Raw genomic sequence first — 26,565 nt, 5'->3', positions numbered from 1 at the left:
ATGTTGGATGTTTCATTAAACGATGGCTACCTACCGAAGGAGATGTATATTTTTTTGGGGGCTGTTATTGGTGCGGTTGCTGCATACATAACGACAAAAATAACAGTTAGAAATCAGGTGAGAATTGCTGAGATAAACGCTCACAAGGATGTTGTGCTTCAATCAGATAGATTGCTGCATGAGCGTGTTAGGGCAGAAGTGGCTCTTGAGAGAGGAGAGTTGAGAAAAATGCATGTGATATTGTCGAAAGTTTCCCTAGAGACATCACTGACTATGAGTTATATCCAGTCTGATAACAATATGGGTCTTCATGAATTCCGGGAGAGATACATGAAGACCTGTTATCGGCTTCATGAGGCTAAAGCTATATCAGATATTTATTATCCTGAGATGAGTGGTTCTGTTTACAAGGTTTATGGGCAAGCCAATGTTTTCTGGGGGCACCAAGAGAGCGTGCTGCGAACTGATATTAAAGATAATAGAGATGTATGGGAAGCTAGTTTATCCAAAGTGATTCAAACGGGGAATGAAATATCAAGCTACTCTTACGCTCTTCAAGAGAAGATATCTACTCGTGGAAAAGAGCTGAAGAATGCGTTGGGGGAGAGATTTGATTAACAGTTGGCCGAAAAAGATAGTGGTTTTTCATGAGAGTGTATTCCCCTATATACCCTCCATATGAAGGTGGCCTTCTGGTGGGAAAGGCTAGGTGGTCTAAATGACCAATTGCAACACACGGCTCATCAGGTAAGGGTTAAATGGCGCCTGTTTCTTGGGGAATACCAAAGATAGGACATCTTAAGAAACAGGCAGCCAGGCTCACTATATTACCAAAGTTTCACTATAAAGTTTCAGAGACGCTGATGAGTGATTGCCGCTACTTCACGCAACCAGGGTTGGCGAGCCCAATGTTGGTCAGCGAACTTTGAGATATCGTTTTGATAGGTCAACGAAAGCCCGATACTGTCCAGACCTTCAAGAAACATTTTGAGGTGGCGCGGCATCAGTTCAAAATTAGCCTGAACGCTATAGCTCGTAAGGCTTTGCTCCTTGATGTCGATCTCGACCGTATTCCTGGAGGGGGCATCGGCATCGTCCATCAACTGAGCGATTTTCTCTGGCGGCAAGGTCACCAGCAACAACCGGTTATTCATTGCATTGGAGTAGAAAATTTCGGCAAAACTTGACGCGATCACGGCTCGAATGCCGAACTGCTGGAGGCCCCAGACCGCGTGCTCGCGGCTTGATCCACAGCCGAAGTTGGAGCCACCGATCAGAATCGATGCGCCGATATATGAAGGCTGGTTGAGCACGAAATCAGAACGTGCCTGTCCCTGAGCGTCGAAACGAAGGTCGTAAAGCAAACCCTCCTTCAGGCCTGACTTGTCAATGCCACGGAGGAACTGCTTAGGCATGATCTGGTCCGTGTCGAGATTCTCGATGCGAAGCGCCGCAGAGCGTCCCTTGATGCGAGTGTGCTCAGTCATTGCAGGATCTCCAGTCGACGTACGTCGGTAAGGCATCCAGCCACAGCGGCTGCAGCCGCCATTGCCGGGCTCATTAGATGGGTGATGGCGCCTCGGCCCTGGCGTCCCTCGAAGTTGCGATTCGTCGTCGAAGCGCAGCGTGTGTCTTCGGATAAAACATCGTCATTCATTGCCAGGCACATCGAGCAACCGGAATTGCGCCACTCGAAGCCTGCCTGCGTAAAGATCCGATCGACGCCTTCGGCTTCCGCTTGAGCTTTCACGGCCCCGGAACCGGGTACCACCATCGCACGGACGCCCGGAGCGACGTGGCGTTTGTGCACGATGCTGGCAGCGGCACGTAGGTCCTCGATCCGACCGTTGGTGCAGGAGCCGATAAAAACGTGCTGAACAGGTATGCCTTCCAATGCAGCTCCCGCCTGCAACCTGGTGTAGTGGAGCGCCCGTTCGGCGCTTCTCCGCGCCGGTCCCTCAGGGAATTCATCTAGCTCAGGGATGCGCTCGTCGATGGCGACCACCTGGTCGGGGCTGGTACCCCAGGTTACCTGAGGGGAGACGTCACTGGCATCGAACCGATACTCGGCATCGAATGTACATCCTGGGTCGGAATGCAGGTCCTGCCATGCCGCCAGCGCTGCGTCATGATGCTCAGAGTTGATGTCCGGTGCGCGGGCCATCACGTAGCCTATCGCCTTTTGATCGGGAGCCACGAGTGCGCCGCGGGCCCCGGCTTCGAGCGTCATGTTACACAGCGTGAAGCGTGCCTCGATCGATAACGCATCGATGGCGGTACCGCAGTATTCGACCACGTAGCCACGAGCACCCTGGGCTCCGATGTGACCGACTACCGCGAGTACTAGATCCTTGGCCGTCGTACCCGGGGGGAGGGTTCCGTCGATGCGTATGCGCATGTCCTTGGCGATCCGGTAGACCAGCGTCTGAGTCGCCAGTACGTGCTCCACTTCAGTGGTTCCGATGCCGAAGCCCAAGGCTCCTAGCGCGCCATATGTCGTAGTGTGGCTGTCTCCGCAGATTACGACCATGCCGGGACGAATCATCCCGTGCTCTGGAGCCACCACATGTTCGATGCCTTGCAAGGCATCGTTGGTGTCGAACAGGGGGATATGGAAATAATCGCAGTTTTTCTTCAGGTTCGATGCCTGAAGTGCCGATGCGGTGTCGTCGATTACACGAATCCTTGTCGGATGAGTAGGAATAATATGGCTCACGACGGCGACATTCTGGCCTGGCATCGATACGTGGCGACCTTGCTCGTACAGCCCCGCGAATGCTTGCGGGCTGGTGTATTCGTTCATGAGATGTAGGTCGCAATACAGCAGAAGATTATGCTCGTCTAGTGTTGCAACCGTATGCGAGTCGACAATTTTGCGATAGAGCGTCTTCGGTTTCATGAGTCCACCTCTAGTAGAAACGGCAAAACCCTGGCGAGCAATGCATCGGGTGCTTCCTCGGCGATGTAATGCCCGCAGGGAAGAGCTTCACCTTCAAGCTTGTCGGCCAGCTTCTTCCACTCCGCAAGTGGTCTGAAGCACTTCTCGATCACGCCGTCTTCGCCCCACATCACGAGCAAAGGTGCTGTGATCCGTCGGCCGGCATCGATATCATTCCGTTCATGTTCAATGTCAATGCCTGCTGAGGCTCGATAATCCTCGCAGACACCGTGAGCAGTGCCCTCAAGCGCGAAGCAGCGCCGGTATTCGTCGAGTGCTCGCGGATCGAACGGCTCAAGACCGGCACTACGCCGGCCCATCACGTCGATGATATAGGCTGTGGGGTCGGCTTCGATAAGACGCTCGGGTAGCGATGCGGGCTGAATCAGAAAGAACCAGTGCCAATAGGCGCGAGCGAACGTATCGTTGGCCTGCTGATACATGGAAAGTGTCGGTGCGATATCGAGTAGGATCAGTCGTGACACTGCTTGCGGGTGATCAACAGCGAGTCGGTGTGCCACCCGAGCTCCGCGGTCATGTGCTAGTAGGTCGAAGCTTTCGAATCCCAAGTGGCGCATTAACGTCAATTGATCTTGCGCCATCACCCGTTTCGAGTAGTTCGAGTGATCCGGTAAGCCAGCTGGCTTGGATGAATCCCCGTAACCGCGAAGATCGGCCGCAACTACGGTGAAATGTTCGGCTAGTTTTGGTGCCACCTTGTGCCAGATCGCAAGTGTCTGGGGATGGCCGTGTAATAATAGTAGCGGTGGGCCGCTGCCGCCGACGACAGCATTGATGTAGATCTGCGGCGCGACCTCGACACGTTGTATTTCGAAGCCGGGGAATAACTGGAAAATATTAGAAGACATCGTTATTTCTCCTGATGAAGTTGTGTTGAAGTTGGGCGGCCCAATGTTTAGGAAGACCAGATTGCACCTACAATGAAGTAGCTCAGAAGAGTTACCAGCACGATACCGACGATATTTAGCCCAAATCCGGTGGTTGCCATGGACTGTATCTGCACGTGTCCGGTGCTAAAGACGATTGCATTAGGCGGTGTCGCGACCGGTAACATGAACGCGTAACTGGCGGCAATGGCAGCGGGTATTGTGATCATTTCCACGGAAAAACCCTGGGATACGGCGACCGCTGCAAGAAGTGGTAGGAAGGCGGCCGCAGTTGCGGTATTGGACGTGACCTCGGTCAGGAAGATAATGACCAGCGCTACCAGTGCGATCATTCCCAGTAGTGGTAAGGTGCCAAGCGATCCGATGCTATTTGCGATCCACTCGGCCAGCCCGGTTGACTGAATAGCTGCGGCCAGCGACAGGCCCCCGCCAAATAGCAGCAGCACCCCCCAAGGAAGCTTGACGGCGTCTTGCCAGCACATCAGGAAGATGCGCTGCTTGGTATCGACCGGAATCAGAAATAGAGATAATGCGCCTATCAGAGCAATACTAGTGTCGTTGATACCGGATAGGTAGCTTGTGATGAACGGCCTGAAGATCCAGCCAAGTGCTGTGAGTGCAAAGACCACCAAGACCAGTTTTTCAGCCTTAGACCAGGGACCTAACGTTTCTATTTCTGCACGAATCAGTTCCTCGCTGTTCCCGTTATGGAATTTAAAGCTGCGCCGAGTCAACCACCACCACGTGAAAAGCAGCATTGTCGCCGCGACCGGAATACCCAACAGCATCCACTGTCCGAAGCCGATAGAGACGTCGTAATTCGCTTGTAGAAAACCCGCAAGCATCGCGTTCGGTGGTGTGCCGATCAGGGTTGCAACGCCGCCGATGCTTGCTGCATAGGCGATGCTCAGCAGCAGAGCAGTAGCAAAGCGCGTACGTTCAGCATTGTCCGAGTCGTCTCCATCACGATTAAACAGGTGGATCACGGACATGCCGATTGGCAACATCATAATTGTGGTTGCTGTGTTGCTGACCCACATGCTGAGAAATGCCGTGGACAACATAAAGCCGGCTATCTGTTGCGAAGGGGAACTACCAACCAGCATAAGCGTGTTGAGCGCGATGCGCCTGTGCAGGTTCCAGCGCTCCATCGCGAGGCCGAGTATGAAGCCGCCTAGGAAAAGATAGATGATCGGGTTGGCGTAGGGGGCGGTGGCATCGCTGATTTCGCCGATACCCAATGTTGGAATCAACAGGATGGGCAGTAAGGAAGTGATGGGTATCGGGATAGCCTCGGTCGACCACCAGGTGGCGATCAGTAACGTTATGCCCACGGTCGACCAAGCGGAGACGGGCATGCCCGTGGGTGGGGGAATCACCAAGCACGCAATTAACAGGATCGGTCCGAGATAGAAGCCGATCCGGGCGGCAAGATGGCTAGATGTATTGTCATCCCCATTGGGATGTGCTGCTAATGTACGAGCTGAGGGCGATGATATTGTAGTTGTATTTCTGGTCATGGAGCATCTCTTTTGGTTCTCATGGGCAGCCCTTGTATCGGCTTCGGCGACGAGGACTTTTTTCGTTTTGGGTATCAATTGAGGAGCCGCTTCAGGATCTGTCACTAGCAATGCTATTATTTACGTTACGTGAAGGTAACCTGCTTGGTGTGATGTCTGTGAACACGATTCGTAAACAATGGCCGCTTCCGGAAGACCTCCGTGTATTTCTGATTGTCATTCGGAAACAGAGCTTTACGGCTGCAGCCGATGAGCTGGGTGTGTCACCTGCCTATGTCAGCAAGCGCATACGGCTTCTTGAGAAGGTGTTGAATACTCGCCTGTTTCACCGAACCAGCCGGCGTTGTGCGTTGACAGATGACGGGAAACTGGCCGAGCGTGCTGCGGTGCAGATTCTGGACGATATGCATACCCTGTTCGATGATCTGTCCGATGCACGCCAGAGCCCGCGCGGTCTGCTGCGTATCTGCAGCAGTTTTGGGTTTGGACGCAACCATGTAGCACCCGCCATCGCTGGACTAGCGCAGCAGTTTCCAGAATTGGAGATCCGCTTTGAGGTGTTTGATAGGGTGGTTGATATCGTGGGAGAGGACTTCGATCTGGAAATCCGAGTGGGCGACGACTTGCCCGGCCAGCATATCAGTCGCCATCTTATCTCGAATCAGCGCGTGCTCTGTGCAGCACCCAGGTATCTGGAGCGGTGCGGGACACCGGTTACACTGGATGATTTGACTGAGCACGATTGCCTCGTCATCAAAGAACGCAATAACCCTTTCGGTATCTGGGACCTGGAGTGTGGCGACCGCACCCAGAGTATTCGTGTCAGCGGTCCCTTGTCCTCAAATAACGGCGAGATAGTGCTGCAGTGGGCATTGCACGGCCGCGGCATCCTGCTACGCTCCATGTGGGACGTTGGACCACTTTTGAAGCAGAATAGCTTGGTACGAATACTAAGCGACTACAGTCAGAGTGCAGATGTTTGGGCAATTTATTCAACTCGAGCTGCCAATTCGGCCAAAATTCGCGTGTGCCTGGATTTTTTGGAACATCACTTCTCGCAATTGGAGGTTTGATGTTTTGATGCGAGTCCTGAATTCTACCAATAAGGGCAAAGCCTGCGGTATTTAGGGCCTTGGAGCGTTGCCCCTGGAGTACTTGTTCCGGTGTTGGCTAACTGGAAGACGTTATCTGCGATCGAGGGCAATTGTTTACCACTGACCTTCCTCCCCAGCAAAAGGCTTGGACAGTAACCTGCTGAGTTTCAAACTCGATGAATGGTAGGTGCCGCGTCAGGACCGCAGCCTGCTTCAAGCAAGGATGGCTCCTTGAGCTGACTGTGGCTGGCACATGAGCTTCAGATGATGTTACAGCAGCCAATACGTGCATAATGACCAAATCTTGCACTTGTGAAAAATCATAATCATCTGTTTTAAAAGGGAATTTTTAGGATATGTTGGTCTGCAACGCCACCAAGCAGCAGTTCATCGACGATGTACGAGCCAACCTCATCACCGAGGCCATCGAGAACGAGGTGGCACGCAAGCTGAACCGCAACTCGCCGCGCAGCGAGGTGACGTCCTGGGAGAACTCCCTGCGCTTCATGATGAGTGCGCTGCTGGACGAGGCGATTCCCGCGTCGGCCGGTGTGGCCATCGAGTACAACATTCCGCTGACCAATCGCCGTGTGGACTTCATCCTGACCGGCAAGAACCACCCGCGGGACGATGCGGCCGTCATCGTTGAGCTGAAACAGTGGCAATCCGTCGAGGTGACGAAGAAGGATGCCATCGTGCGCACCCAGCTGGGCGGCGGCGTGCGCGAGACCAACCATCCGTCGTACCAGGTGTGGTCCTACGGCGCGCTGATCGAGGACTACAACGAGACGGTACGCTCCGAGTCGATCCGCCTGGTGCCTTGCGCTTACCTACACAACATGAAGCAGGGGCACGCCATCAATGATCCCTTCTACGAGCACCACACAAGCCGTGCGCCGGTCTTCATCTCGCAGGATGCCTTGAAGCTCTCGCAGTTTCTGAGCCAGCACATCAAGTACGGCGACAGCAATAACATCATGTATCGCATCGAGCACGGTGTGATAAAGCCGAGCAAGAACCTGGCGGATGCGCTGGCCTCGATGATGCAGGGCAACGCCGAGTTCCTGATGATCGACGAGCAGAAGCTGGTCTATGAAACCGCGCTTGATCTTGCGCATCGTGCAGGCAGCGGCAGCAAGCAGTGCCTGATCGTGAAGGGCGGGCCGGGTACCGGCAAGTCGGTGGTGGCCATCAACCTGCTGGTGGGGCTGACGAAGCGCGAGATGATGACGCAGTACGTCTCGCGCAACTTCAGCGAGGTGGGCTCGAGCAAGCCCCACGATCCCGAGAAGCAGAGCCTTAGCGAGATTATCGACCGACTCAGCGACCTCTATGGCGCCGAGGTCAGCGACGTCGATAAGCTGCACTTCACCAATAGCATTGCCGACCGCACCGAACGCGATGAAGTGCTGATGCCCTAAGTGCGAAACCACAGTGAGGATCAGGTTATGCACGGTCTCTTTCCCAAGAAGGTCCTTGATGCCCTCAGCGACCACGAGAAGCTCAGTATGCCGCTGCTAGAGGATGAGGGAGGAGACTTGAAGGCAGTTTGCGCTGTTGATCCTGAAACTTTTGGCTGGAGCTTTAACTGTAATTCGCGTACTGAGTAGCAGCCTATGGATAGCGCAGATTATGACTGAGAAAGTCCTGAAGTGGACAGTGGCAGTGGGTCGGAAAGCAGACGCTCTTCCAATCTTCGTGACATTTTTCTTAAGAAGTCATCAAGAGCATTGGTGGACAGATATTGCGGCTTTGTTTAGGGAGAACGGCGGATGTCGCAACGGAAAACGTCTTCGGAAAGTGGTCAAGGTCACAGGGGTTTTTGAATAAGCATTCTTGGGATGTTCGAGATAAAAACTCTTCTCTCATTGAGTTGGAGTGCTAAGCAACGACCGACTTACTGATCGATGAAGCCAATTTAGTGGTAAAATAACTGAGGCATCATGAAGGATAGAAGTATGTTTACAAAAACTGCCGAAAATTTTCTTGCTGCGCTTGCGGACGAGCTTGCAATCAGTGAATCACGATACGAGCAGGCGAGTCGCAGCTATGTGTCACTTGGTGATTGGCTCCACCGCTCAGAGTCCACTGTAGTCGAGTATGATCCTCAAGTTTACGTGCAGGGGTCCTTTCGACTGGGCACGGCGATTCGTCCTTTGAACGATGCGGAGGAGTACGACGTCGATTCTGTCTGCCTGCTTCGTGGCTTAGGAACGAAGGATCTTACTCAAAGTCAACTGAAGACATTGGTCGGAAACGAGATAAAAGCCTACCGTAAAGCTCAAAACATGATGAAGCCAGTCCGCGAAGGGCGGCGCTGTTGGGTCCTGGACTATGCGGATGGAGCTCAGTTCCACATGGACGTTGTTCCTTCTGTACCCAACGCAGATCGCCAGCGCTTGCTGCTTGAGGCTCGTGGGTTGGACATGAAATGGTCTGAAACGGCAATGGCCATCACCGATATAGAATCGCCTGTTTACGACGAGCTGTCGGATGACTGGCAGCGTTCAAACCCTAAAGGATATGCTGAGTGGTTCAGGCAGCGAATGGGGGAGCTATTCGAGCGGCGGAAGCGGATGGTGGCGGAATCGATCAAAGCCAGCGTCGAAGATATTCCAGACTATAAAGTTAGAACACCTCTCCAGTCTGCCATCATGATCTTGAAGCGCCACCGTGATGGTATGTTTGAAAATCGGCATGATGAACGACCTATTTCCATTATAATCACTACGCTTTCTGCTCATGCTTACAGCGGCGAAGAAAAGATTGTCGATGCTCTTCACTCAATCCTTTCGAGAATGGAGCAGTTTATTGAGCATGATGGGCACCATTGCATCATTCGTAACCCTTCCGATCCCCTCGAAAATTTTGCAGATAAGTGGCCTGAGCATCCTGAGCGAGAAGCTGCCTTTTTCGAGTGGCTGCGGCAGGCCCGCCAGGACTTCGAAAAGCTTGCGAGTCAGGTCGAGATACGTCGCTTGATCGAGAGCATCCAGCCTCGCATGGGAGCAGTGGCGGAGAGAGCTGCTAAACGTCTCGATCCACCTTCTGGAAGCATGCTACATCCCGCCACAGCCGCCGCCGGTGCTGGCGTTGCTAGTGAGCCGGCATTTCCGAACACTCGACGAGAGCCAACTTCGCCTAGGGGGTTCGCTTGATTTGGTGGGCAGAGCAATCTGGCCGTGCGCAGGCCGAGCGTGCCGCGGTTTCGGAATTGGCTGAGCAGAATCCTTTGCTCATGAATGTACAATGGCGGCTTGGGGCCGACTTTCAGATTGCTGCCGATTTCGATCTAAAAGTCGGTGAGAGAATCATTCCACTGACCCTTACCTACCCCGAGTTTTTTCCGGATACGACCCCTTCGATTGTGCCGCGAGATGGAGTACGTTTGTCGGGCCATCAGTATGGTGAAGCCGGTGAGCTCTGTTTGCAGTACCGCCCCGATAATTGGACGCCAGAAATTACGGGCGCCATGATGATTGAAAGTGCTTATCGTTTGCTGTCAGTTGAGCAGGAAACCGGTGAACCTGCAATGTCAGAGCACCGAATCCTTCCGGCTCAGCAAGCGAGAAACGCAGTATTTCGCTTCCTCTATTCAGAAAACGTATGGGCCGGTTTGTTGAAAGTCGATGAAGGAAATGTGGTAGACGCTGAAATTCAGGAGCACTACTTCTCCGGTGTTTTTGCGGCCCAGCTTGCGCGTATTGGTTCCGCAGACGATTATGTATGGCTAGAACCTAACCGGCGCGGTTACGGAGCTAGCTCGTTAGAAAGTAAGGTAGTTCGTTTGCCCGAAGTTGCATCAGTCGAGTTGCGGACGCTTAACGATCTGACTGCGTTCCTTGAGCACTACGGCTTCGAATCTTTGATCGACGAGCTATTACAAGCATCTGGGTCTATTGGGGTCATTATCTTTGATGGCGCTAGCATCCGGGTCTCAATGGTCATCGGTGACGTTGGATCCCGTAAGCTGATTAACTACGAACAAGTCTTTTCTGAGATTGATGGAGTGCGTCTTGATCCGGAGTACGCTCGACTAAAAGCAGTGAGTGTTGCAGTAGTAGGCTGTGGTTCCATCGGGTCTAAAGTCGCTATGCACCTTGCCCGGTCGGGTGTTGGAAGGTTTGTGCTCGTAGATGGAGACGTGCTTGCTTCGGGAAACCTAGTCCGAAACGAGCTCGACTGGCGGGCGGTTGGTATGCATAAGGCGCAAACTCTGAAAGCCCGGCTTCAGGAAGTAAATACTGATTGTGAAGTTCTCAGTCGCACTACAGTCTTGGGTGGCCAGGAAAGTGGTGGGGCAACTTCTGCGACGATGGGATACATCGCGAACTGTGATTTGGTCATAGATGCTACTGCCGATCCGACAGTATTCAATTTATGTGCATCTATTGCACGTAGGGCGAAGAAAAAGATGTGCTGGGCAGAGGTCTTCGGTGGCGGTTCTGGTGGCATTGTTGTTCGCCTACGGCCAGGTATAGATCCGACACCTTTAGCAGCCCGGGAGCGGATAGAGGCCTGGTATACGGAGCAGGGTGTCGCGTGGCCTGAAAATAACGCCTCAAAGCCTTACTCGGAAGTTGACAGTATAGGGACGCCTTTGATTGCTGACGATGCAGATGTTTCTGTTATTGCAGCACATTTGTCCCGTTTCGCCATTGACCTTCTTGCCCGCCCTGAATCGACGATTTTCCCTTTTTCCGCTTACGTGATCGGAATGGCGGAGAGGTGGATATTCACCGCTCCCTTCGACGTGAGACCAATCGATCTTGGGCCAAGCAATGATTGGGACACTGAAGTGCAAGAAGGAGACTCCGAGACTTTAGAAAAATTGCTAGCCGACCTGCTGCCAGGAAAAAGCGATGCAAGTTGATATCACGGATCATATCAAGGACAAGTTACGGAGATCGCTAAGATCTGCTGGTCATCGGGAAATTGGTGGTGTGCTGATGGGAGAGCAGATCGCGCCAGGCCATTTTCGGGTCGTCGATTTTTCGGTTGATGATAAGACGGGCGGACGAGCTCATTTTGTTCGTAGTTCAGAGGCCCATGCCGAAGCTCTTAATGCTTTCTTTCTAGAGACGGATCATCAATACGGTCGATTCAACTACTTGGGAGAGTGGCACTCTCATCCTCGGTTTTCAGTAACACCGAGCGCTCAGGATGTTGCCTCAATGATTGATTTGGTAGAGGGGGAGCGGGGAATAGATTTCGCTGTGCTACTAATCGTCAGGCTGCGCTGGTGGCGAAGAATTTCTTGCTCTTGCACTCTGTTTCGCAGAAATTTTAATCCTTCGTCAGTCGATATTTTGGAGTAATAGATTGTTCATTTATTTTGTTCGTTCGTTAATTGACTGGGTCTTCCGGCGGCGGTCAATGGGTCTAACGCTAATAAGAATTGGGGTGCCGCTCTTAGGTATTGTTCTTGTAGGACTTACGGTAGGCGTAACGATCCCTACATCGCAAGGGCCCTTCATTTTTAGTTGGGACTCGGGTGGAAGCGCTGGTACGCTAAGTGTGGGTGTGTTTGTAATCGCTAGCTTAATTGTTCTGTTGGGTGTGTTCCTAATTATTCGTGAGATCCGTCAGGAGAATCGCAAGAAAGTTATCGTAATCGAGGCGAGAGGTTTGAGAGATTGGCAGGGGCAACCATTGGAATTGGCAGTTCCTTTGTCAATACCAGGACGGCGCGAACAGATGATAGTTGATCTAAGGCAGGGGGTAATAGATGGTCAAATCATCAGCTCTGAAGTGGCATTACGCCGCCTTGCTAGTCTACCGGATGATATCGCTCGGCGTTGTGATGGACTAGATAGGTCGGATATTTCCTTCGTGCTCGGTGGGCTTGCTCCGGTTCCATTTCTTTTTTTGCTCGGCGTGATTGTCGACGATGAATCCCGAACGTTTATCATGGACTGGGATAGGGCTCAGCATGCTTGGCGACCACTTGATGATGGAGATGATGGCAATCGTTTCAAGGTTACAGGGCTGAATGCTGCCAACATAGCTGTGAAACGAGTAGCGCTCTGCGTATCTGCTTCTTATGATGTTCTTGAGGCTGATGTGCGCATTGTAGAAACTTGCGCTCCAATCATAAAACTGGAGTTGGAAGATCGCAGCATCAGGTCGCACTGGTCGGAGACGAAGCAGCAACAGCTCGCACAGCAGTTCCTAGATACTGTGATGTACCTGGCTCGGCATGGTGTCACTGAAATCTCCCTATTTTTGGCAGCTCCCGCCAGCCTCACGCTGCGGTTGGGTACGCTCTATGACAAACGTAATCTTCCTCATATCGAAGTTAACCAGTATGAGAGGAGCGATCCCAAACGATTCCCATGGGCGGTTCGAATGCCAGTGGCGGGATTACCCCACGCTGAGTTGACACAGCGATAAGTTAATGATCACTCGCTGAGAGTAATGCCGCAACCGGAGGGTGATGACAGGCAGCTTTTGACAGTAAGCAGTCAGCATGCCTTTGAGTGTAGGAGTCTTGTAACACTCAGAGGTCTTCAAGAGAGAATAGGCCTCCCCGAAACGGTACACCTCCGGTACACACATCAGCTTCGCATGTTATCATCTAACTTCGCTAAACTACTGATTATAAACAACTGTACCTTTTGCTAAATTACGGCTACTTTCCTTTATTTGTCAGTAACTTATTGTTATAGTAGCCAACTCATAATCCCTTGGTCGTAGGTTCAAGTCCTACTGGGCCCACCATTTTTATACCTGCCTATTTCAAAGCAGGGATTATGAGTTTCTCGATCTGCATGTGGTACGCAAGTCGCCGATTTCATTTCTCCCGCGTTTACTTCTCTCCTGCCTGTCCTTAACGGCTTATAGTCGCTTCTTTATTGGCAAGCAAGATGAAGAAAACTGAGTTTTTCAAGAGTTGACTCGCCGCTTACGCCTCCATCTTAGTGACCATCCGAGTATAAATGCATAACATGCTTCTCTTTCAGCAGTGCATGGCATTCACGCCGTAAACACCGCGTATACCATTTGTAGTGCTAACCCCATTAACATAAACGCGAAAACGCGCTTAAGCAGTGCCACGGGCAGCTTGTGAGCGAGCTTGGCACCGATGGGGGCGGTAAGAATACTAAACGGCGCCATTAACAGGAATGCGGGCAGGTAAACATAGCCAAGCGCGGCACTGGGTAAGCCGGAAGTCCCCCAGCCATTAATGATATACCCCAAGGCACCAGCAACGGCGATGGGTAGCCCTACGGCGGCGGAGGTGCCAATCGCGCGGGGCAGCTTAACGTTGCACCAGGTGAGGAAGGGCACCGTTAATGAGCCGCCGCCAATGGCAACAAGAGCAGAAATGCCGCCAATTCCCAGGCCAACGCCGCTTACGCCTACGGGCCCCGGTAAACCACGGCTCGGTTTGGGCTTGATGTTGGCCAACATCTGGAGTGACATTAGCACCATAAAGCAGGCGAAAAAGATGGCAAGGCTGCGGGTGGGGATGAGTGCGGCGATAAAGGTGGCCAAAAAGGTGCCGACTAATATGCCGGGGGTAATAAAGCGTACGATGTCCCAGCGCACGGCCCCGTGCCGATGGTGGGAAAGCAGGCTGGCGGTGGAGGCGGGAATGATAGCCGCCATCGCGGTACCCAGCGCCAAGTGTGCAAGATGCTCATGAGGTACGCCCTGGAGTACAAAAAGGGAGGTTAGAATCGGTACCATAATGCCGCCACCGCCAATCCCCAATAAGCCTGCCATGAGCCCAACAAAACCGCCCAATGCTACGTATGCTATCCACCAGATGATGTCCAAAGCCGCTGCCCCTTAAATGTCTTATTAGCACGATAAGCACATTGTACCGGAAGCGGGGCGTTTGGCGGGGGGCTAAGAAGCGTATTCCGCTGTGGTGGCGGCTAGGCAGTGGTAAGCTGGAGGTTAGGCCATGTCTTGGAGTTCGTATGCGCAATGTAATAAGTAGTGTTGGCGTGTTGGTTGTGTCCGTTGCGCTACTGGCAGGCTGTAGCGAAACAGAGGAGCCGTCAACTGAGTCAGTTTCGGCGACGCAGCCTGAGCAGGCGCCAGCCGCTGAAGCTGCTGAGCCAGAAGCTGCTGAAGAAAAAATCGAGCCTCTGGTTGTCGAGATAGCGGCGCACGTCGCGCTGCGTAGCGACCGGCGCTTAATGGTGGAAGGCGAGAGCAACTTACCTGACGAGACGCTGGTGCAGATTATCGTCGAGCGCGAAATTAGCAGCGTGCGATGGCGCGAGCGGACACGTATAAACGATGGCGTATATGCTGCGGGGCCGTTTGGCCCTGGCAGTGGCCTGCCCGATGGTGGCTATGTAGTGCGGGTTGAAATTTCAGAGAGCAGCGTGCAGCCAGAAGCTGTACAAGCGCGCATTGGCCACAAGGGCCAGCACCTGGCGGGAGAGCTTGTTAGTCAATCCCGTCATGGGCTGGGCCAAGTGGCCACCTACTCACGACGCTTCTTGGTGGGGAGTGAGCCAAGGAGAACGCGTGACCAGGTGGAGGTGCTAGAGAGTCCGGGGAGGTAGACGCTTTAGGCAGGATGCCAATGGGCTAACAGTACTGCATGAATCGATGTATCGGTGGGGGCTTTGGCGAAGTGCTCAATGACGAAGCTATCGTCGCGTTGCACCACGTAGTGGCCCGCTTTATGAAATACATGGGTTGGCCCAAGCAACATTAGGCCACCAGCACCCACCGGCGAAAAATCGGTATCGGCACCAGGCGTTGCCATGACACAGGGCGCTTTCCAGTCGATGCTCAGCGGCAAGTGGTTAGGCACTTTAATGGTGGTAGCCTGTACCTGTTCCCAGGGGAGGGGGCCGGTATGGGTCAACGTCAATAGCTCGGGGGCGCTATCACCTTCTAAAAGTGTCGCCAGGGAGCAGCCCAGAGCATCAGCGAGCGCCACAAGACGTTCGTGGCCGATCTGTTTGATCGCTCCGGATTCCCAATAAGAAATGGTGACATCTGACACGCCAACTTTGCGTGCAAGGGCAGCTTTGTTGAGCTTGGCCCTAAGCCGCAGTTGCTTTATCCGTGAGCCTAGCGATTCCATTTCGTCTTCCTAGTGGTTGAGCTAAATAAGCTCGTTGAATGTCTTCCACTATCGTAGCTCTTACTCTCTTAATAGTGGTGCTATGAACATACATTATTGGTCTGGCTCATCCTGAGGTATGCACCCCAAGTGTTGCTACAGAGCCATACTAAGCGATTGTGCTCTAACGCGCATTAGTGGACAAATAACGTTGAGCTAATTTCTCTGACGCTTTTCTGCTTTAGTTGTTCCCTGTATCACGCTGTTGGTTGCGCCTAAGGTGCGTATAATATCGCTATGCATTTTTGCCAATAGGACGTTTTCATGACCGTACGTACTCGCATCGCACCTTCTCCCACTGGAGACCCCCACGTTGGTACGGCTTACATTGCGCTGTTTAATCTGTGTTTTGCGCGCCAGCATGGCGGCCAATTTATCTTACGCATTGAAGATACTGATCGGGTTCGTTCCACGCCTGAATCGGAGCAGATGATACTTGATTCGTTGAGCTGGCTGGGTCTTGAATGGGATGAAGGCCCGGACGTAGGCGGGCCGCATGGCCCTTATCGACAAAGTGAGCGTGGCGATATTTATGCCCAGCACGCCCAGCAGCTGTTGGACGCTGGGCATGCGTTTAAGTGTTACCGCACCAGTGAAGAGCTGGATGAGCTGCGCGAAACCCGCAAAGCAGCCGGCCTGCACTTAGCATTAAAGCCGGCGGATTTAGCGCTGGATAGCCAAGAACAGGCGCGTCGTGAACAAGAAGGCTGGCCTTACGTGGTGCGCATGAATGTGCCTGTCGAAGGCGTTTGCGTTGTTAATGACATGCTGCGCGGCACTATTGAAGTGGAGTGGGCGCAGGTGGATGCGCAAATTCTGCTTAAATCGGACGGCATGCCTACTTATCACTTGGCGAACGTTGTGGATGACCACTTAATGGAAATAACCCATGTATTGCGTGGGGAAGAGTGGATTAACTCCGCACCAAAGCACCAATTGCTGTATGAGTATTTTGGTTGGCAAATGCCGCAACTTTGTCACATGCCGCTGCTGCGCAACCCGGATAAATCCAAACTCTCCAAGCGCAAGAATCCGACCTCGATCAACTATTACCGCCGGATGGGCTTTTTACCCCAGGCCGTTACCAACTATTTGGGGCGGATGGGTTGGTCGATGCCCGATGAGCGCGAAAAATTCAGCCTGCAAGAAATGATGGCAGAGTTCGATGTACAGCGTGTCTCGCTAGGTGGGCCGGTGTTTGACCTGGAGAAGCTGACCTGGCTGAACGGCGTTTATATCCGTGAAGACATGGATGACGATGCACTGTTGAGCGCACTGCGTGATTGGGCGTTCAATGAAGTTTACGTTAAACAGATACTGCCACAGGTACGGCCACGGGTTGAGACGCTCTCTCAGGTCATGCCGTTGGCGGGGCACTTCTTTTCTGGCCTGCCAACGCTGACAAAGGCGTCGTTCGATAGTGTGAAGCTTGAGGACGAAGAGCTGGTAAAACTGCTCCAGTTCCTTGTCTGGCGGTTTGAGGGCGTTTCGAGTTGGAGCAAAGAGGCGCTGTTGAACGAAGTGAAGCTATTGGCTGAGCATTTTGAGCTGAAAATGAAACTTTTCCTGGCGCCGGTATTTATTGCCATTACCGGCAGTACGTCCAGCACCTCAGTAATGGACGCCATGGCGATTCTGGGTTCTGACGTCACTCGAGCGCGGTTGCGTAGTGCGATCGACGTGCTAGGTGGCGTATCCAAAAAGCAGGCGAAGCGTTTTGAAAAAGAGTTTCGTGAAATTGCGTAAACGCGCTTTACCGAAGCCCAGGCCCTGAAGTCTTAGACATTACGAAGCGTCTACTTTTTCTATGCTGTTTGCATAGCAAATAGGCGCTTTTGCTATTGACCAAGGTTAGCGGAATCAGTATTATGCGCTCGCATCTTCACGACATGTGGGGCCTTAGCTCAGCTGGGAGAGCGCAACACTGGCAGTGTTGAGGTCAGCGGTTCGATCCCGCTAGGCTCCACCAATTCACATGGTTTGTTTAGGCTTGTGGATGCTATATGTGAAGCTTGTTGTACGTCCCATTCGTCTAGTGGTCTAGGACACCGCCCTTTCACGGCGGTAACAGGGGTTCGAGCCCCCTATGGGACGCCACTACTTTTATACCCCCCTCCTAATTTTTCTCTGGCAATGAGTCTTCTCATGCGCTGGCTTTTGGTGTTTCTGCTGTTTATAAATTGCTTAAAAAATTGTTCACATAAACGCTACAAATCGGCACTTTTTAGACGATTTTTCGCTTGACTTGTCCACTTTTGCTTTTCGCAGTTTAGGGTTGCGCACAACCCTTTGTTGTAGACGCAAAAAATCTTCAATAGAACTTAAACCCTTTAAAAACAACATGTTATGTTAGGTTAAAAAATGACCAATTTAAGGCTGGCCCACTGCCCATGGCGATTGCGGGACGTTTTAAAGTGGTTGTGAACAGGGTTATCCACAGATAGTGTGGAAAACCTTGAGCCAGACCCAGAAGTAAAAAAGTCAAGCGCTATTAGGGCGTGCTCAGGCATTTTAATGATTGTGAAATCATCCAGTGGCGAGTCGAAAACAGGAGGCGTTGATGCTGTTCGGTTGTGTCGCCTGGTTGTTGCCTGAGCGGCTCTAATGGGGGTGTCTGGGTGGCGATCTCAGCCGAGACATCTCCTTATATAGTGTTTAGCTTCACAGGGCAGCGGAGGGAGGGTGTGTCGATAGCTTGAATGGCTTGGCATTATGCGCCCATACGCAAAAGACCACCCGGAGGTGGTCTTTTGAATGGCTATCTACCCTTCAGTTCAGGGGCGATTTATTTCTTCGGGTAGTCACGCTGGTCGTGGCCAATATAGAGCTGGCGCGGACGACCGATTTTGTAACTTTCGCTGAGCATTTCGTGCCAATGAGAAATCCAGCCAATGGTGCGCGAAACCGCGAAAATTACGGTAAACATATTGGTAGGGATGCCCATAGCTTTCAGGATAATGCCTGAATAGAAATCAACGTTCGGGTACAGCTTGCGCTCAATGAAGTATTCGTCTTCAAGGGCGATCTGCTCAAGACGCTTAGCAATTTTAAGCTGCGGGTCGTCGGCCATGCCGAGCTCTGCAAGTACTTCGTCGCAGGTCTCTTTCATTACTTTGGCGCGCGGGTCGAAGTTGCGATAAACGCGGTGACCAAAGCCCATCAGCTTGAACGGGTCGTCTTTATCTTTGGCTTTATCGACAAAGCGCTGGATGTTCTCTTCGGAGTCTTCACCGATCTCGTCGAGCATGGCCAGCACGGCTTCGTTGGCGCCGCCGTGAGCGGGACCCCACAGTGCGGCGATACCGGCGCTGATACAGGCGAACGGGTTGGCGCCGGTAGAGCCTGCCAAGCGTACGGTCGAGGTGGAGGCATTCTGCTCATGATCCGCATGCAGCATAAAGATGCGGTCCATGGCTTTCGCGTACACCGGGTTGATTTTGTACTCTTCGCACGGGTTGCTGAACATCATGTAGAGGAAGTTCTCTGCATAGCTCAGGTCGTTGCGCGGGTAGTTGAACGGCTGGCCGACATTATATTTATGCGACATTGCCGCCAGCGTCGGCATCTTGGCAATCAGGCGGATGGCGCTGATCTCGCGGTCTTCTTCTTTAGTGATATCCATGTGGTCATGATAGAAAGCTGCTAGGCCGCCTACTACACCACACAAAATGGACATCGGGTGTGCGTCGCGACGGAACCCTTTAAAGAAGTTGTTGATCTGATCGTGAACCATCGTGTGGTTACGAATGCGCGATTCAAATTCAGCGTACTGTTCGTCGTTGGGTAGCTCACCAAATAAAAGGGTGTAGCAAACTTCTACGAAGTTAGACTCTTTGGCCAGTTGATCGATGGGGTAGCCGCGGTGCAGCAGTACGCCCTTGCCGCCATCAATATAAGTGATCGCAGACTGGCAGGAAGAGGTAGCCATAAAGCCGGGGTCGTAGGTGAACAGGCCTTCAGCGCCTAGGCCGCGTACGTCGACGACGTCGGGGCCAAGTGTGCCGGAATACATGGGTAGCTCGATCGGATTATCCAGACCGTCTACCGTCAATGTCGCTTTCCTGTCAGCCATGCTGGCCTCCTTTCGAATTCGGGTTGGGACATAAGTCGTTGCTGCGCATACCGCGCCGGCGAAAAGGCCTGCCCACTATAGAAGTGTGCGACATTTTGTCAATTAGCCTAATCGCTAGGTATATGATGTACAGATATTATGCTTTCGATTAGTTTTTGTATAAGGTGAGAAGGCGTGTAATGACTGAGCGCCACAACATTGCCGTTAGGCTAACATTATACGTTAACAGGCTTATCAATCTGCTAATCTACTGTCACTATAACCATGCTGCAGCGCAAAATCGACTCGGGATAACAGGAAATTTCTTGCACCATAGTCGAGTTAGTCCTGAGTTCGGTTTGTAAGCGAGGGCGAAGGTTCTTATAATCTACGGCGCGCGACCGGTAGGTAGGAGGTCGTGCCCAACTTGGCAACGGCCGAGCCCCTTCCCGAAACCACCGCCCGCTCGGGCTATGCCCGATCTGTCTCTGAGCGGACCAAGAGAGTGTGTACAACGCCGTGAATAGCAAACGACCCGTAAACCTAGATCTTTCCACCATACATTTTCCACTGCCAGCACTGACATCGATCACACACCGCATTACGGGTGTCATCCTGTTCGTTGGCCTGATTTTCGCTTTTTGGGCGCTGGGTAAATCCTTGTCATCTCCGGCGGGTTTTGACGCCGTTAGCGATGCCTTGGCCAATAATTTTTTGGCTAAGTTGATTGCCTGGGGTCTGTTGTCCGCCTTGGCATTCCACTTCGTGGCGGGCATTAAGCACCTGCTGATGGATGCCGATATTGGTGTGACCCTTGAGGGTGGCGTGAAAAAAGCGCAGATCACCGTAGTGGTCAGCGCTGTTCTGATTATTCTGGCAGGAGTCTGGGTATGGTAACTAACATCACAAGTTTTGGCCGTAGTGGGCTGTCTGATTGGCTGATGCAGCGCGTATCCGCGGTAATTCTAGCCCTTTACACGATCTTTATCGTTGGCTTTCTGCTATTTAATCCGAACCTTGATTACTACGCGTGGAGCGGTCTTTTCAACCAGACGTGGATGCGGATTTTCTCGCTACTGGCGTTTATCGCCTTAGCGGCACACGCCTGGATCGGTCTATGGACCGTCACCACCGATTATCTCAAGTCCACTCGCCTGCGCATGGGTGCCCAAGCTGTCATTCTCCTGGGCATTTTCGTGTATTTGGTGTGGGGCATTCAAATTCTGTGGGGAGCTTGATACATGTCTAATCTGCGTAGCCTGACATTTGACGCCATTATCATTGGTGGCGGTGGCGCTGGCCTGCGAGCCGCACTGGAGCTTGCTAAGTCCGGTAAAAAGACGGCCGTGTTATCGAAAGTATTCCCGACACGCTCACACACCGTTTCTGCCCAGGGTGGGATTACCTGCGCCATCGCCTCTGATGACCCGAACGACGACTGGCGCTGGCACATGTACGACACCGTTAAAGGCGGCGACTACATCGCTGACCAAGACGCGGCGGAATATATGTGTTCTGAAGGCCCGAAAGCGGTTTTCGAGCTCGAGCACATGGGGCTGCCGTTCTCGCGTTTAGATAATGGTCGCATTTATCAGCGCCCGTTTGGCGGTCAGTCAAAGAATTTTGGTGAAGGTGGCCAGGCGGCACGCACCTGCGCGGCGGCTGACCGTACCGGTCACGCGTTGCTGCACACCCTTTACCAAAATAATTTGAAGAACAATACCGTGTTCCTGAACGAGTGGTACGCGGTCGATCTGGTTAAAAATGCCAACGGTGACGTGGTGGGTTGTATCGCCATGTGTATCGAAACCGGGGAAGTGGTTCACGTTAAATCCAAGGCCACGGTGCTGGCGACCGGTGGTGCAGGGCGTATTTACGCTTCTACCACCAACGCCTTGATTAACACCGGTGACGGCATTGGCATGGCGCTGCGTGCGGGCTTCCCGATGCAGGATATGGAAATGTGGCAGTTCCACCCGACCGGTATTTACGGTGCGGGTACGCTGGTCACCGAAGGTTGCCGTGGTGAAGGTGGCTACCTGATCAATAAGGACGGCGAGCGCTTCATGGAGCGTTATGCGCCGAACGCTAAAGATCTGGCCGGTCGTGACGTTGTGGCCCGTTCGATGGTGATGGAAATTCTTGAAGGCCGCGGCTGTGGCGAGAAGGGTGACCACGTCTTCCTGAAGCTTGATCATCTGGGCGAAGACGTTCTTGGCAAGCGCCTACCGGGTATCGTTGAGCTATCCAAGACCTTTGCCCACGTAGATCCGGCGAAAGATCCGATCCCGGTCGTACCGACCTGCCACTACATGATGGGCGGTATTCCGACCAATATTCATGGTCAGGCAATTACCCAGGACGAGAGCGGCAACGATCATATTGTTAACGGCCTGTTCGCCTGTGGTGAAGCAGCGTGTGTCTCTGTTCACGGTGCTAACCGCTTGGGCGGCAACTCGCTGCTTGATTTGGTCGTCTTTGGTCGTGCCGCTGGCATGTTTATTGAAGGCGCGCTGAACGAAGGCATCGAATACCTGGACGCTTCCGAGACTGACGTTGAATCAGCTATGAAGCGTATTACGCGCTGGAACGAGTCTGAGGGCGGCGAAAGCATCCCTGAGCTGAAAGCTGAGCTTCAGGAAATTATGCAGACCTCGTTCGGCGTATTCCGCGAAGAGAAAAACATGCTGGAAGGCGTCGACAAGCTAGCGCTGCTGCGTGAGCGGATTGGCAACGCCTACCTGCCTGATAAGTCCAATGCCTTCAACACGGCGCGTGTAGAAGCGTTAGAGCTTGATAACTTGATGGAAGTGGCAGAAGCGACGGCGATCGCTGCCCTTGAGCGTAAAGAGAGCCGCGGCGCGCACTCGCGTTACGACTATCCAGACCGTGACGACGTCAACTGGCTGAAGCACTCACTCTACTTCCCGCTAACCAAGCAAATGAAGCAGCGTGACGTTAACTTCAAGCCGAAAACTGTTGATACGTTCGAGCCTAAGGTTCGTACCTACTAAACGCTGCATTGACGAGAGGGAGTCACTATGTCCAATCTTCAGGTATCCGTATACCGCTACAATCCGGAAACCGACTCCGCACCTTACATGCAGGAGTTTCAGGTCGATACTAAAGGCCGCGATGTAATGGTGCTGGATGTTCTTCATATGATGAAAGAACAAGACAGCGGTTTGGCGTTTCGCCGCAGCTGCCGCGAAGGCGTGTGCGGTTCAGACGGTATGAACATGAACGGCAAAAACGGCTTGGCATGTATCACGCCGCTGTCAGACGTTGTCAAAAACAACAAGCTGATCCTGCGCCCGCTGCCAGGCTTGCCGGTTATCCGCGACATGGTCGTCGATATGGGCTTGTTCTATAAGCAGTACGAGCGTATTCAGCCGTACCTGCAGAACGACACGCCTGCGCCCGCTATCGAGCGTCTGCAATCGCCGGAAGAGCGCGACAAGCTAGATGGCTTGTATGAGTGTATTCTATGCGCATGCTGCTCAACGTCTTGCCCGTCTTTCTGGTGGAATCCCGAGAAGTTCGTCGGCCCAGCAGGTTTACTGCAGTCTTACCGCTTCCTAGCCGATTCACGTGACACGGCCACCAGCGAGCGGTTGAGCGATCTGGAAGATCCGTTCTCGGTGTTCCGCTGCCGTGGCATCATGAACTGCGTGGCGGTTTGTCCAAAAGGGCTCAACCCCACCCGGGCAATCGGTAAAATTCGTGAAATGCTGCTGGCTGATGCTACCTAAGTCTATGAGATGTTTGTAAAAAAGCGCATGCCACTTAAGTTGGGCAACAATGCCACTTAAATCATGACGCTTCGCTTGTTATCATAGGGTTTGTCACGCGGTGCGGCGTCACGTCGCAGCGCTGATCAGACAAGTTTGAAAGCCGGTGCCTGGGGTACCGGCTTTCGAGCATGAACTGAAGATGAAACACCGTATGACCGTTAGATGACGAATAGCTAGACGAACAGGGTTGCCGGCCGTTGGCCGGCGCCGCCGGCAAATGTCCCGCCCCGCCGGCAGGGCAATAGCGATGTCGCCGCACGTTTGCGACGATACCGATACCACCCCATCAGTGCAGGGTGACCGAGAGATGCAACAAGGCATAATGGAGTTGATGTGGCGTTCCTCTCACGTTAGTGGCGGCAATGTCCACTACGTGGAAGCGCTTTACGAGCAGTACCTCGCCGATCCTGAGTCTGTCCCTGACGAATGGCGCAGCTATTTTGACCAGTTGCCGCGCTCTGAGGACAGTGCCTCCCACGATGTACCACTAAGCCCAGTTCGTGATCAGTTCTACCAGCTGGGGCGCGAAAGCCGCCCGGGTCGAGTAGTCGCTGCTGCCGATAGCGGTGAAAACAAAAAGCAGGTAAAAGTCCTGCAACTGATTAACGCTTACCGCTTCCGTGGCCATCAAAAGGCCAATATTGACCCGCTAGGACTGCGTAATCCCACCCCCGTCCCCGATCTCGATCTGTCGTTTCATCAGCTCTCAAAAGCTGACCTGGACACCGAGTTCCAAACCGGTTCTTTCTTTTTAGGCATCGACAAAGCGCCACTGCGTGACATCGTGGATGCGTTGGAGCGCACTTACTGCCGCTCCATCGGCTGCGAGATCATGCATATCGTCGATACCGAAGAGAAGCGCTGGTTGCAGCGGCGTTTTGAGTCGGTGCGCAGTGCGCCGGAATTCAGCGCCGACGTGCGTAAGCACGTGCTGGAGCGTTTGACGGCCGCCGAAGGTTTGGAGAATTACCTGGCATCCAAGTATCCAGGTACCAAGCGTTTTGGCCTGGAAGGCGGCGAATCGTTTGTGCCGATGATGGACGAACTTATCCAACGTGCTGGCGGTTATGGCACCAAGGAAGTGGTCATCGGTATGGCGCACCGTGGGCGACTCAATCTGTTGGTCAATATTTTGGGTAAAAACCCAGCTGACTTGATTGACGAGTTCGACGGCAAGAAAGTCATCGAGCGCGGCTCAGGCGATGTGAAGTATCACCAGGGTTTCAGTTCGAATGTTATGTCCCCGGGCGGCGAAGTCCATTTGGCGATGTCGTTCAACCCGTCGCACCTGGAAATTGTCGCACCTGTCGTAGAGGGTTCGGTGCGTGCCCGCCAGGATCGCCGTAACGACGAAGAGGGCAACAAAGTGCTGCCGATCAACGTCCACGGCGACGCGGCGTTTGCCGGTCAAGGTGTGGTGATGGAGACATTCCAGATGTCCCAGACCCGTGCTTATAAAACTGGTGGCACCGTCCACATTGTGATCAACAACCAAGTGGGCTTTACAACCTCGCACCCGCTGGATGCTCGCTCCACCGAGTACTGCACTGATATTGCCAAGATGGTTCAAGCGCCAATTTTTCACGTCAATGGCGATGACCCGGACGCAGTGCTGCACGCCACCCAAGTCGCTCTCGACTATCGCCAGCAGTTCAAGAAGGACGTGGTGATTGATCTCGTTTGTTACCGTCGTCGTGGCCACAATGAAGCTGACGAGCCGTCAGGCACGCAGCCGATGATGTACGCCAAGATCAAAGATCATGCCTCTGCGCGTACACTGTATGCCAAGCGCTTGGTTGAACAGGGTGTACTCTCTGAAGAGTCCGCCAAAGCGATGGTGGAAACCTATCGTGATGATCTAGTGGCAGGCAACCACGTTGCCAATGCCTTGGTGCAAGAGCCTAACGCTTCGCTGTTCGTTGATTGGGCGCCTTACCTGGGCCACGAATGGTCTGGCGATGCAGACACCACCTTCGATATGAAACGTCTGCAGCAGTTAGCCGCACGTATGTGTGAAGTGCCGGATGGCGTTGACGTGCAGCGCCAAGTGGCCAAGATTTATGATGATCGCCGCAAGATGCAGGCCGGTGGCTTGGCGCTTAACTGGGGCTTTGCGGAAACCCTGGCCTACGCCACGCTGCTAGAGCAGGGCCACCCGATTCGGATTACCGGCCAAGACGTGGGACGCGGTACGTTCTCACACCGTCATGCGGTGGTGCATAACCAGAAAGACGGCACCACCTATGTGCCGTTGCAGAACATGACCGATGGTCAGCCGCGTTTCACCATTCATGACTCCTACCTCTCGGAAGAGGCGGTGTTGGCGTTTGAGTATGGCTACTCGACCACCGCGCCAAATGACTTGGTGATCTGGGAAGCCCAGTTTGGTGACTTCTTCAACGGCGCCCAGGTGGTCGTGGATCAGTTCATCTCATCGGGTGAAACGAAGTGGGGCCGGTTGTGTGGTTTAACCATGCTGTTGCCACACGGCTACGAAGGCCAGGGCCCTGAGCACTCGTCGGCGCGCTTGGAGCGCTTCCTGCAAATGTGTGCCGAGCACAACATGCAGGTGTGCGTACCCACCACGCCCGCGCAGATTTATCACCTGCTGCGTCGTCAGGTGATTCGTCCGCTGCGTAAGCCACTGGTGGTAATGACACCTAAATCGCTGCTGCGTCATAAAGAAGCGATTTCGAGTCTTGAAGATCTCGCCCACGGCAAGTTCCACATGGTACTTGCCGACCAGGCGGATCTTGCGCCAGAGAAAGTCACCCGCGTTGTGCTATGTGCTGGCAAGGTCTACTACGATTTAGCTGCGTGGCGCGCTGAGAATGAGCGTCATGACACGGCAATCTTACGTGTTGAGCAGCTATACCCCTTCCCGAAAGAAGAGCTTCTGGAAGCGCTGCAAGACTATACCAACGTAGAAGACATTGTGTGGTGTCAGGAAGAGCCGCTGAATCAAGGCGCTTGGTACTCCAGCCAGCACCATATGCGTGCAGTGGCCGACATGCTGAAAGATGGCTTCGGGCGCGATTTGAAATTTGCAGGACGTCCTGCCTCTGCTGCCCCGGCAGCTGGCTATATGTCCGTCCATACTGAACAGCAGCGCCAGCTGGTGGAAGACGCTTTTAATCTATAAGCGGCCACTGGATTTAGAGAACAT

The 26,565-nt window shown here is 53.1% G+C and carries 21 protein-coding genes and 2 tRNA genes; 16 read left to right on the top strand and 7 right to left on the bottom strand.

Going from position 1 to position 26,565, the window contains the following annotated elements:
- Complete coding sequence (locus ACQE2I_RS13045) at nucleotides 1-618, top strand: hypothetical protein (RefSeq protein WP_427028501.1); 618 nt, start codon at nucleotides 1-3, stop codon at nucleotides 616-618.
- Between the two features lie 233 nt (nucleotides 619-851).
- Here ACQE2I_RS13045 and leuD read toward each other — a convergent pair whose 3' ends face one another.
- Genes leuD through ACQE2I_RS13025 form a run of 4 tightly spaced genes read right to left on the bottom strand, consistent with a single transcriptional unit; the run spans nucleotide 852 to nucleotide 5,366 of the window.
- Nucleotides 852-1,487: a 3-isopropylmalate dehydratase small subunit gene (gene leuD, locus ACQE2I_RS13040; protein ID WP_427028500.1), complete on the bottom strand. Its 636-nt coding sequence runs from the start codon at nucleotides 1,485-1,487 to the stop codon at nucleotides 852-854.
- Nucleotides 1,484-2,899: a 3-isopropylmalate dehydratase large subunit gene (gene leuC / locus ACQE2I_RS13035; RefSeq protein WP_427028499.1), complete on the bottom strand. Its 1,416-nt coding sequence runs from the start codon at nucleotides 2,897-2,899 to the stop codon at nucleotides 1,484-1,486. The genes leuD and leuC overlap by 4 nt, the downstream gene beginning before the upstream one ends.
- Entirely contained in the window at nucleotides 2,896-3,807 is a 912-nt protein-coding gene (locus tag ACQE2I_RS13030) for an alpha/beta fold hydrolase (RefSeq protein ID WP_427028498.1), read from the bottom strand. The genes leuC and ACQE2I_RS13030 overlap by 4 nt, the downstream gene beginning before the upstream one ends.
- A gap of 47 nt (nucleotides 3,808-3,854) precedes the next feature.
- Complete coding sequence (locus ACQE2I_RS13025) at nucleotides 3,855-5,366, bottom strand: SLC13 family permease (RefSeq protein ID WP_427028497.1); 1,512 nt, start codon at nucleotides 5,364-5,366, stop codon at nucleotides 3,855-3,857.
- 110 nt (nucleotides 5,367-5,476) lie between these two features.
- Here ACQE2I_RS13025 and ACQE2I_RS13020 point away from each other — a divergent pair, with 110 nt between their 5' ends.
- The 6 genes from ACQE2I_RS13020 (at nucleotide 5,477) to ACQE2I_RS12995 (ending at nucleotide 12,853) form a co-directional block, all read left to right on the top strand.
- The gene (locus tag ACQE2I_RS13020; protein ID WP_427028496.1) at nucleotides 5,477-6,439 is read left to right on the top strand and encodes a LysR substrate-binding domain-containing protein; all 963 of its coding nucleotides are present in this window, start codon (nucleotides 5,477-5,479) and stop codon (nucleotides 6,437-6,439) included.
- A 377-nt stretch (nucleotides 6,440-6,816) separates the two neighbouring features.
- On the top strand, nucleotides 6,817-7,881 hold the full coding sequence (locus tag ACQE2I_RS13015; RefSeq protein WP_427028495.1) for a DNA/RNA helicase domain-containing protein: 1,065 nt from the start codon (nucleotides 6,817-6,819) through the stop codon (nucleotides 7,879-7,881).
- Between the two features lie 537 nt (nucleotides 7,882-8,418).
- Nucleotides 8,419-9,618, top strand: coding sequence for a nucleotidyltransferase domain-containing protein (locus tag ACQE2I_RS13010; protein WP_427028494.1), 1,200 nt, complete (start codon nucleotides 8,419-8,421; stop codon nucleotides 9,616-9,618).
- Nucleotides 9,615-11,333, top strand: coding sequence for a ThiF family adenylyltransferase (locus ACQE2I_RS13005; protein ID WP_427028493.1), 1,719 nt, complete (start codon nucleotides 9,615-9,617; stop codon nucleotides 11,331-11,333). The genes ACQE2I_RS13010 and ACQE2I_RS13005 overlap by 4 nt, the downstream gene beginning before the upstream one ends.
- On the top strand, nucleotides 11,323-11,778 hold the full coding sequence (locus tag ACQE2I_RS13000; RefSeq protein ID WP_427028492.1) for a Mov34/MPN/PAD-1 family protein: 456 nt from the start codon (nucleotides 11,323-11,325) through the stop codon (nucleotides 11,776-11,778). The genes ACQE2I_RS13005 and ACQE2I_RS13000 overlap by 11 nt, the downstream gene beginning before the upstream one ends.
- Nucleotides 11,779-11,782: 4 nt before the next feature.
- Nucleotides 11,783-12,853 (top strand): SAVED domain-containing protein, encoded by a 1,071-nt coding sequence (locus ACQE2I_RS12995; protein ID WP_427028491.1) that lies wholly within the window; start codon nucleotides 11,783-11,785, stop codon nucleotides 12,851-12,853.
- 582 nt (nucleotides 12,854-13,435) lie between these two features.
- Here ACQE2I_RS12995 and ACQE2I_RS12990 read toward each other — a convergent pair.
- Complete coding sequence (locus tag ACQE2I_RS12990; RefSeq protein ID WP_427031468.1) at nucleotides 13,436-14,209, bottom strand: sulfite exporter TauE/SafE family protein; 774 nt, start codon at nucleotides 14,207-14,209, stop codon at nucleotides 13,436-13,438.
- Nucleotides 14,210-14,388: 179 nt separating this feature from the next.
- On the opposite strand from ACQE2I_RS12990, the gene ACQE2I_RS12985 reads away from it, so the two are divergent.
- Nucleotides 14,389-14,985 carry a hypothetical protein gene (locus ACQE2I_RS12985; protein WP_427028490.1) on the top strand — a complete coding sequence of 199 codons (597 nt, stop codon included), beginning with the start codon at nucleotides 14,389-14,391 and terminating at the stop codon, nucleotides 14,983-14,985.
- A 5-nt stretch (nucleotides 14,986-14,990) separates the two neighbouring features.
- Here the strand turns inward: ACQE2I_RS12985 and ACQE2I_RS12980 are convergent, their stop codons facing one another.
- Nucleotides 14,991-15,515, bottom strand: coding sequence for a helix-turn-helix domain-containing protein (locus ACQE2I_RS12980; protein WP_427028489.1), 525 nt, complete (start codon nucleotides 15,513-15,515; stop codon nucleotides 14,991-14,993).
- Between the two features lie 303 nt (nucleotides 15,516-15,818).
- Here ACQE2I_RS12980 and gltX point away from each other — a divergent pair, with 303 nt between their 5' ends.
- The 3 genes from gltX to ACQE2I_RS12965 all read left to right on the top strand — a co-directional run bounded on the left by gltX (nucleotide 15,819) and on the right by ACQE2I_RS12965 (nucleotide 17,651).
- Nucleotides 15,819-17,300, top strand: a complete 1,482-nt coding sequence (gene gltX / locus ACQE2I_RS12975; protein ID WP_427028488.1) for a glutamate--tRNA ligase — start codon at nucleotides 15,819-15,821, stop codon at nucleotides 17,298-17,300.
- A 147-nt stretch (nucleotides 17,301-17,447) separates the two neighbouring features.
- Nucleotides 17,448-17,523, top strand: a tRNA-Ala gene (locus ACQE2I_RS12970).
- 52 nt (nucleotides 17,524-17,575) lie between these two features.
- A tRNA-Glu gene (locus ACQE2I_RS12965) sits at nucleotides 17,576-17,651 on the top strand.
- Between the two features lie 688 nt (nucleotides 17,652-18,339).
- Here ACQE2I_RS12965 and gltA read toward each other — a convergent pair.
- Nucleotides 18,340-19,626 carry a citrate synthase gene (gene gltA, locus ACQE2I_RS12960; RefSeq protein WP_427028487.1) on the bottom strand — a complete coding sequence of 429 codons (1,287 nt, stop codon included), beginning with the start codon at nucleotides 19,624-19,626 and terminating at the stop codon, nucleotides 18,340-18,342.
- Nucleotides 19,627-20,124: 498 nt separating this feature from the next.
- Here gltA and sdhC point away from each other — a divergent pair, with 498 nt between their 5' ends.
- From sdhC to ACQE2I_RS12935, 5 genes are all read left to right on the top strand, one after another.
- Nucleotides 20,125-20,502: a succinate dehydrogenase, cytochrome b556 subunit gene (gene sdhC / locus ACQE2I_RS12955; RefSeq protein ID WP_308337586.1), complete on the top strand. Its 378-nt coding sequence runs from the start codon at nucleotides 20,125-20,127 to the stop codon at nucleotides 20,500-20,502.
- The gene (sdhD, locus tag ACQE2I_RS12950; RefSeq protein ID WP_427028486.1) at nucleotides 20,496-20,843 is read left to right on the top strand and encodes a succinate dehydrogenase, hydrophobic membrane anchor protein; all 348 of its coding nucleotides are present in this window, start codon (nucleotides 20,496-20,498) and stop codon (nucleotides 20,841-20,843) included. Before sdhC ends, sdhD begins: the two co-directional genes overlap by 7 nt.
- Nucleotides 20,844-20,846: 3 nt before the next feature.
- Nucleotides 20,847-22,619: a succinate dehydrogenase flavoprotein subunit gene (gene sdhA, locus ACQE2I_RS12945; protein ID WP_427028485.1), complete on the top strand. Its 1,773-nt coding sequence runs from the start codon at nucleotides 20,847-20,849 to the stop codon at nucleotides 22,617-22,619.
- 27 nt (nucleotides 22,620-22,646) lie between these two features.
- Nucleotides 22,647-23,357: a succinate dehydrogenase iron-sulfur subunit gene (locus ACQE2I_RS12940; RefSeq protein WP_427028484.1), complete on the top strand. Its 711-nt coding sequence runs from the start codon at nucleotides 22,647-22,649 to the stop codon at nucleotides 23,355-23,357.
- Nucleotides 23,358-23,706: 349 nt separating this feature from the next.
- Entirely contained in the window at nucleotides 23,707-26,541 is a 2,835-nt protein-coding gene (locus tag ACQE2I_RS12935; RefSeq protein WP_427031467.1) for a 2-oxoglutarate dehydrogenase E1 component, read from the top strand.
- Nucleotides 26,542-26,565 lie beyond the last annotated feature (24 nt).

This window comes from Halomonas sp. H2, from assembly GCF_050215315.1.
In the GTDB taxonomy this organism is placed as follows: Bacteria; Pseudomonadota; Gammaproteobacteria; order Pseudomonadales; family Halomonadaceae; genus Vreelandella.
The sequence above is the reverse complement of the archived record's forward strand: the minus strand, read 5'-3'. Positions and strand labels throughout refer to the sequence as shown.

Coding starts and splice junctions, on each gene's coding strand:
- ACQE2I_RS13045 (WP_427028501.1), top strand. CDS start 1: ATGTTGGATGTTTCATTAAACGATGGCTACCTACCGAAGGAGATGTAT.
- leuD (WP_427028500.1), bottom strand. CDS start 1,487: ATGACTGAGCACACTCGCATCAAGGGACGCTCTGCGGCGCTTCGCATC.
- leuC (WP_427028499.1), bottom strand. CDS start 2,899: ATGAAACCGAAGACGCTCTATCGCAAAATTGTCGACTCGCATACGGTT.
- ACQE2I_RS13030 (WP_427028498.1), bottom strand. CDS start 3,807: ATGTCTTCTAATATTTTCCAGTTATTCCCCGGCTTCGAAATACAACGT.
- ACQE2I_RS13025 (WP_427028497.1), bottom strand. CDS start 5,366: ATGACCAGAAATACAACTACAATATCATCGCCCTCAGCTCGTACATTA.
- ACQE2I_RS13020 (WP_427028496.1), top strand. CDS start 5,477: ATGCTATTATTTACGTTACGTGAAGGTAACCTGCTTGGTGTGATGTCT.
- ACQE2I_RS13015 (WP_427028495.1), top strand. CDS start 6,817: ATGTTGGTCTGCAACGCCACCAAGCAGCAGTTCATCGACGATGTACGA.
- ACQE2I_RS13010 (WP_427028494.1), top strand. CDS start 8,419: ATGTTTACAAAAACTGCCGAAAATTTTCTTGCTGCGCTTGCGGACGAG.
- ACQE2I_RS13000 (WP_427028492.1), top strand. CDS start 11,323: ATGCAAGTTGATATCACGGATCATATCAAGGACAAGTTACGGAGATCG.
- ACQE2I_RS12985 (WP_427028490.1), top strand. CDS start 14,389: ATGCGCAATGTAATAAGTAGTGTTGGCGTGTTGGTTGTGTCCGTTGCG.
- ACQE2I_RS12980 (WP_427028489.1), bottom strand. CDS start 15,515: ATGGAATCGCTAGGCTCACGGATAAAGCAACTGCGGCTTAGGGCCAAG.
- gltX (WP_427028488.1), top strand. CDS start 15,819: ATGACCGTACGTACTCGCATCGCACCTTCTCCCACTGGAGACCCCCAC.
- gltA (WP_427028487.1), bottom strand. CDS start 19,626: ATGGCTGACAGGAAAGCGACATTGACGGTAGACGGTCTGGATAATCCG.
- sdhD (WP_427028486.1), top strand. CDS start 20,496: ATGGTAACTAACATCACAAGTTTTGGCCGTAGTGGGCTGTCTGATTGG.
- sdhA (WP_427028485.1), top strand. CDS start 20,847: ATGTCTAATCTGCGTAGCCTGACATTTGACGCCATTATCATTGGTGGC.
- ACQE2I_RS12940 (WP_427028484.1), top strand. CDS start 22,647: ATGTCCAATCTTCAGGTATCCGTATACCGCTACAATCCGGAAACCGAC.
- ACQE2I_RS12935 (WP_427031467.1), top strand. CDS start 23,707: ATGCAACAAGGCATAATGGAGTTGATGTGGCGTTCCTCTCACGTTAGT.